7 protein-coding genes are annotated in these 5,331 nt (G+C 46.2%); 3 read left to right on the forward strand and 4 right to left on the reverse strand.

Annotated elements, in window-relative coordinates; translation table 11 throughout:
- Window positions 1-260 precede the first annotated feature (260 nt).
- The 3 genes from RIM23_RS17655 to RIM23_RS17665 all read right to left on the reverse strand — a co-directional run bounded on the left by RIM23_RS17655 (window position 261) and on the right by RIM23_RS17665 (window position 1,367).
- Window positions 261-551 (reverse strand): RNA recognition motif domain-containing protein, encoded by a 291-nt coding sequence (locus RIM23_RS17655; RefSeq protein WP_446368472.1) that lies wholly within the window; start codon window positions 549-551, stop codon window positions 261-263.
- Window positions 552-866: 315 nt separating this feature from the next.
- Entirely contained in the window at window positions 867-1,085 is a 219-nt protein-coding gene (locus tag RIM23_RS17660) for a hypothetical protein (protein WP_446354461.1), read from the reverse strand.
- Between the two features lie 120 nt (window positions 1,086-1,205).
- On the reverse strand, window positions 1,206-1,367 hold the full coding sequence (locus tag RIM23_RS17665) for a hypothetical protein (RefSeq protein ID WP_446368473.1): 162 nt from the start codon (window positions 1,365-1,367) through the stop codon (window positions 1,206-1,208).
- Window positions 1,368-1,527: 160 nt separating this feature from the next.
- On the opposite strand from RIM23_RS17665, the gene RIM23_RS17670 reads away from it, so the two are divergent.
- Both RIM23_RS17670 and cysE read left to right on the forward strand, forming a co-directional pair.
- Complete coding sequence (locus RIM23_RS17670; protein ID WP_446368474.1) at window positions 1,528-1,998, forward strand: hypothetical protein; 471 nt, start codon at window positions 1,528-1,530, stop codon at window positions 1,996-1,998.
- A gap of 56 nt (window positions 1,999-2,054) precedes the next feature.
- Window positions 2,055-2,813, forward strand: a complete 759-nt coding sequence (gene cysE, locus RIM23_RS17675; RefSeq protein WP_446368475.1) for a serine O-acetyltransferase — start codon at window positions 2,055-2,057, stop codon at window positions 2,811-2,813.
- A 515-nt stretch (window positions 2,814-3,328) separates the two neighbouring features.
- Here cysE and sds read toward each other — a convergent pair.
- A complete protein-coding gene (sds, locus tag RIM23_RS17680; RefSeq protein WP_446368476.1) occupies window positions 3,329-4,300 on the reverse strand; it encodes a solanesyl diphosphate synthase in 972 nt (323 codons plus the stop codon).
- Window positions 4,301-4,869: 569 nt separating this feature from the next.
- Between sds and RIM23_RS17685 the strand changes: the two genes are divergently transcribed.
- Window positions 4,870-5,109, forward strand: coding sequence for a hypothetical protein (locus RIM23_RS17685; RefSeq protein WP_446368477.1), 240 nt, complete (start codon window positions 4,870-4,872; stop codon window positions 5,107-5,109).
- Window positions 5,110-5,331: the final 222 nt, after the last annotated feature.

A 5,331-nucleotide genomic window follows, 5' to 3' on the forward strand; every position in this document is an offset into this window, starting at 1 on the left:
GTCTTAACTCCGATTCAGAAATGGCGAGGAGGAATGCCTTGGCAGAAGTTCCTGGTATTCACCGAGAACAGCGGCTCTTCGTGGTAACAGCAGGGGAGAATCCCTAACTAGATTGCTTGCAATTAGTTAGGGTCTGTTCAAGTTCTGAGGTTGTAGCGGCAAAGACAAGAAAAGGGACACAAGTCTAAATCAGGCTTGATGTCCCTTACAGTGTACAATCATTTCTGGTTCAAAGAACGTTAAATAGAGTTGCTTTCGCTCTACCAGGCATTACTTGCAGTATGGCGACGCGCTCCACCACGATTATTCTCCCTGGGTCTAGCTTTATTAACTCTGAGCTGGCGTCCCATCCACTCTGCACCGTCGAGTTGAGAAATAGCAGAGTCTTCCTGAGCTTCGTCTGTCATCTCGACAAACGCAAAGCCTCGAACTCGACCTGTTTCCCGATCTGTGGGTAATACGACTCGTTTGACAGTGCCGTAATCAGCAAATACTGTTTTTAAGTCGTCTTGGGTGGCTTGGTAAGACAGGTTTCCGATGTAAATGGTCATTTGAAATCGATAAGGCTGAACGAAATACAAAAGTTCAGAGCCACAGACGAAAACTCGAAAATGCAAGCTGCTTAAAGTCTTGTCTGATAATCCGTGGTTAATTTCCAGGGTAATCAACTATGCATGTAGCTGCCCAACAAAAATCTCACCAAAGGTAGAACTGAACTTATAGATATCGTTAATGATAACCCAGAAATGGGTTTCTGGTCGGTTATCTAGCTTACATAAGGATCTGTGCGATCGCGACTCAACCGCTATAGCGACCCTACAGATGAAAGCATTTGAGTGGGGTAAGAGTCTCAAGCCATCGAAGTTCTATTCAATCGAGATAGATTGAGGTCCGCTCGTCCTGCCATTGTCACTTCCTGTAGGAGTGGTTGTATAGCTGGTTGAACCAGTTTGCTGATTAAGCCAACTTTTAACGGGGTCATCTGAAAGATTGAGTCGAAGCACTCCCGAACAAAATCCGCCTAAGAAGGCTACAGGCTGTTGGAACAATTCTTTAACGATAGGGGTGAGTTCATCAAGAAACATCTGTGAAATTCTCCTCCGGTCAATCAAAAGTTTGCTTATGGGTGGAATGGACAAAACCCAACCCTCTATTTGCCAAAACTGACGTCCCTAATTTATGGGCAGAGTGGCATTACCATTATCTTACTCGCCAAAGCACCACAAAAAAGCGAGTAAGGCAACAATCAGGGTTAATGAGGTGAACGGTTTCAATGAATTTAAGATATCCACCGGAAACAAGATGAGAACCTCTGAAAATAGCCAACTCATAATCAGCAGCAGCGAAATCAAGATAATTAAAGGCACAGTACCTCCAGAGTCAAACGAGTGTGGCAGATGCCAAGGTGTCACCTCTTAAACTATATAGAAGGGGGAAATCAGATAGAACAAGAGTAGACAGTCTGAGCAACTGGTACTCAAGGGGGAGAGGAAAAGACGTTAACAGTGTTTCCAGGAGAGTGAAGGTATGTTACGGCGCAAGGGTTCTCAAGCATTAATAGCCATGGTGATAGCCCTAACGGCTACACCTGTTTTATCCCAGTCAGCCAATTTTGGCAGGTTAACCTTATCACCCGGATTTTCCTCATCGTCAGGAGCGGCGATAGGTACGACAGGGGGTTCATTTTCATTGCCGTCGCTAGTGAACCGCGATCGCGAAAATAATCCTTGTTTGGGTTACGCCGAAGAAACTCCCGATCACATCATAAACTTAGAAGCAAATTTTAATCAGCTCCAGATCGCTGTTGATAGTGGCGGTCAAGACACAACCCTCTTAATTACTGGACCCAAGGGCTTTGCCTTGTGCGGTGATGATACAGGCACAAGTAAAGATGCTAGCGTAACCCGCTCAAACTTTGAGGCAGGAGAGTATCAAGTTTGGGTGGGAACCATCAATCCCAATCAAGCCTGGAACTATACCCTGACTGTGCGAGAGTAGCCAATAACGATAAGATAGTCAATGAGTTGTTTACGTTTATTTGTCTTAACTCGCTTGTGCTATCCACGTTTTTAGCTGACTTCCGCATCATCTTTGATCGCGATCCCGCTGCTCGCAACTGGCTCGAGGTTTTATTATGCTACCCCGGTCTACAGGCACTCCTGTTTCACCGCCTCTGCCATTGGTTGCATACTATGGGGATTCCGTTCATCCCTCGTTTTATTTCTCAGTTTTCTCGCAGCTTGACGGGTATTGAGATCCATCCCGGCGCCCAAATTGGTCAAGGTGTCTTCATTGATCATGGCATGGGTGTTGTCATTGGTGAGACGGCAATTGTTGGTGATTACTGTCTTATTTATCAAGGCGTCACCCTAGGGGGTACGGGGAAAGAATGTGGCAAACGCCATCCCACCTTAGGAGAAAATGTAGTTGTTGGTGCCGGTGCCAAGGTTCTCGGCAACATTCAAATCGGCAACAATGTCCGCATTGGTGCAGGTTCAGTCGTTTTGCGCGATGTACCGTCTGATTGTACGGTTGTTGGTATCCCAGGTCGAATTGTTTATCGTTCTGGAGTGCGAGTTAATCCCCTAGAACATGGTAGTTTGCCCGATTCTGAAGCAACGGTGATTCGATCATTAGTAGATCGGATTGAAGCCCTGGAACAAAAGTTGGCACAGTTAAGCGAAAAGCAATCATCGACACCGATGCAGAATGGGTGCGATTTAGATGCTGAGCAGGTTTCAGTGGCTACGGCGGGTAGCTGCCAACTTCGGGATAAAGCGATTCAGCAATTTTTAGATGGAGCTGGAATTTAACTTGATTGTGCCAGAAGTCTCCCGCCATAATCTACGATTTGGCGGCGAGATGAATCGCGCCTTGTGACAAAACTAGTTTTTATAAACTTATGCTTAAGAGACTTTACTATCAATTACTTGGATATGTTATAGTAAACAGAATAGGCTAGAACTCTAGCCGCAAACCGCGAAAACCAAGCGGCAAAAACTTTCATTCTGCCTTGGAAGGGCGGCGGCGCGGGTTCTCCCATTGAGGAGATAAAGGTTGGATTCCAACCAGAGACGCGCTCGTAAGACCAACATGCTTTCGGGTATAGCGGCTTCGGTCAATGAGACGAGAAGCCTACACCATAGCGTTAGTTTGGTGTAGGTAGTTCACGAGTTTTACCTCTTAGGCGAGGACGGGGGACGGGGGATGGAGGATGGAGGCGGGAACCAGGACATTCTGATGCTTCATCCTTCATCTTGCACTATAACTGATAGGCTTTCAATTGGATAGTCCCTGTTGCCTATTCCCCGTTAAGAGTTCCCTTTGATTAGTACATTCGACTCAGTACATAATCAGTTAGCTCGACTAAAGCTGTCGTAGCTGGCGAGGGTTTCAGGGGCGCTAGGTTTTCTAAGGCGAGGCGAGCATGGTAAGCCGCCAGTTCACGCGATCGCTCAATACCCCGACTCTCCATAACTAATGCCAAGGCTTGGCTAATGTCATCCGGTTGAGCAAACTCTCGCTCAATCAATACCTCTAAGTAGGGTTTTTCTTCTATCGCGTATAAGACGGGGGCAGTTAAATTCCCGCTGATCAAATCAGAACCCGCCGGCTTGCCCAACACTTCTGTGGATGCGGTGAAATCCAAGATATCATCAACAATCTGAAAGGCTAACCCTAGATGATTTCCATAGCAGTACAGACTTTCGGCAAACTCAGCTGAGACGCCACTCAAAAGTCCGGCTGACTTGGAACTGTTGGCAATCAGGGATGCCGTTTTCTTGTAGGTCTTTTCTAGATAGGTTTCAATGGTAGTACCCGCCTCAAATCGGGTCAGTCCCTGCTGAATTTCTCCCTCCGCCATATCCTTAATCACTTCGGAGAGCAACTTGACTACCTCTAAGTTGTTGAGATTAGCCAGATACCAAGCGGATTGACCAAACAAAAAATCTCCCGCCAGTACCGCGATGCGGTTATTGAACAAACTATTAACCGTGGGGACATTGCGACGGACTGATGATTCATCCACGACATCATCATGAACCAGAGACGCGGTATGAATCATTTCGGTAATTTCCGCTAGACGGCGATGACGGGGGGTAATGTCGGAATCCAGCACCGTCGCTCGCGCAATCAATAGGACAATGGCTGGTCTTACCCGCTTGCCCCCAGCCCCAAATAGGTGTTCTGCTGCGGCATAGAGGATAGGGTGGCGGGCACCCACTAAGTTCTTTAAGTTCTCGGTGAGCAGATGGAGGTCTGCTTCAACAGGGGCAAAAAGGGAAGTCACTGAGGTCATGGATTGGGCGACTCAGAAATTAGGTTACGAAAGTTTACATATTCTTTCCTTAATTTTAAGCGAAGCGTCCCAAGTAGGGAAATCTGTTTGACCAAGAACAGGTCTGGGGGGGCTTACAGGAATTGTATCGACTTATTAAGTTGATAAGAAAATTCCTGGAATTCCCTGGAACTGTTATGTTAAGCTAAATATTAAGGGTTTCAAAAGATTAATCGACTGATTGAATCCGAGGTGGTAGGGACAACTCGCTTCCTTACCTTTAGGTTAAGGTGCCGTTAGGTAGGCAGAGATAGCCTCAAGGCTTTGGATGACGGCTTGGTGTTTTGACTAAGTGTCGTCCTCTATTTTACATAAACAGGAGCTTTCCGCTAGGAAACCTGTCGAGCTTCATCCAACTGAGTTGGATAAAGGCTTGTACATATCACCGCCAGTAATAGTGAAGCAACTGAACAAGCTGGGGAAGTTTTCCCCAAAGTTCCTGGTGGCAGGATTTATTCCACCGCCGATGGGCTAGTACCGTTGCCTCAGTTTCTATGGAATCTTAAATGACTTTGCTGTTCGTCCACACTATGATTTACACTGATATGCCTTTGATTATTCCTGTTCTGGCAACTGTTTATTTGGTCGCGATTTACTTGCTGTTAATGGCAGCTCAACGCACAAAAAAGAGTTCGCACTACCTAGCTAACTCTTTTAGTGACGTTTATGCTACTTCAGTGGGTCTGGCATCAAATGCTACATCTACAACGGATGAAGAACAATCACCAGCTTCAACGGTTCAAGAAGTGAGTAGTCCACCACTAAGTTGACCTTTCATACTCATACAGGGTTCAGACCCGAACAGCGGGGGAGCTTTCTTATCCGGAGAGAATTGGTGGAAACCTTTGACTCTGACCGAAAATTGGGGATACAAGCCCCGTCCTTATCGGGCGGCTTTTTATTTGATAAATCGTCCTGTTATTTTGTCAAACAGTTGTATAATGGTGTTAGGAGGTGATGCAATTGTTTAATTTAACCTACGAGTTCAAACT

It is taken from the genome of Coleofasciculus sp. G3-WIS-01, from assembly GCF_040223135.1.
Lineage (GTDB): Bacteria > Cyanobacteriota > Cyanobacteriia > Cyanobacteriales > Coleofasciculaceae > Coleofasciculus.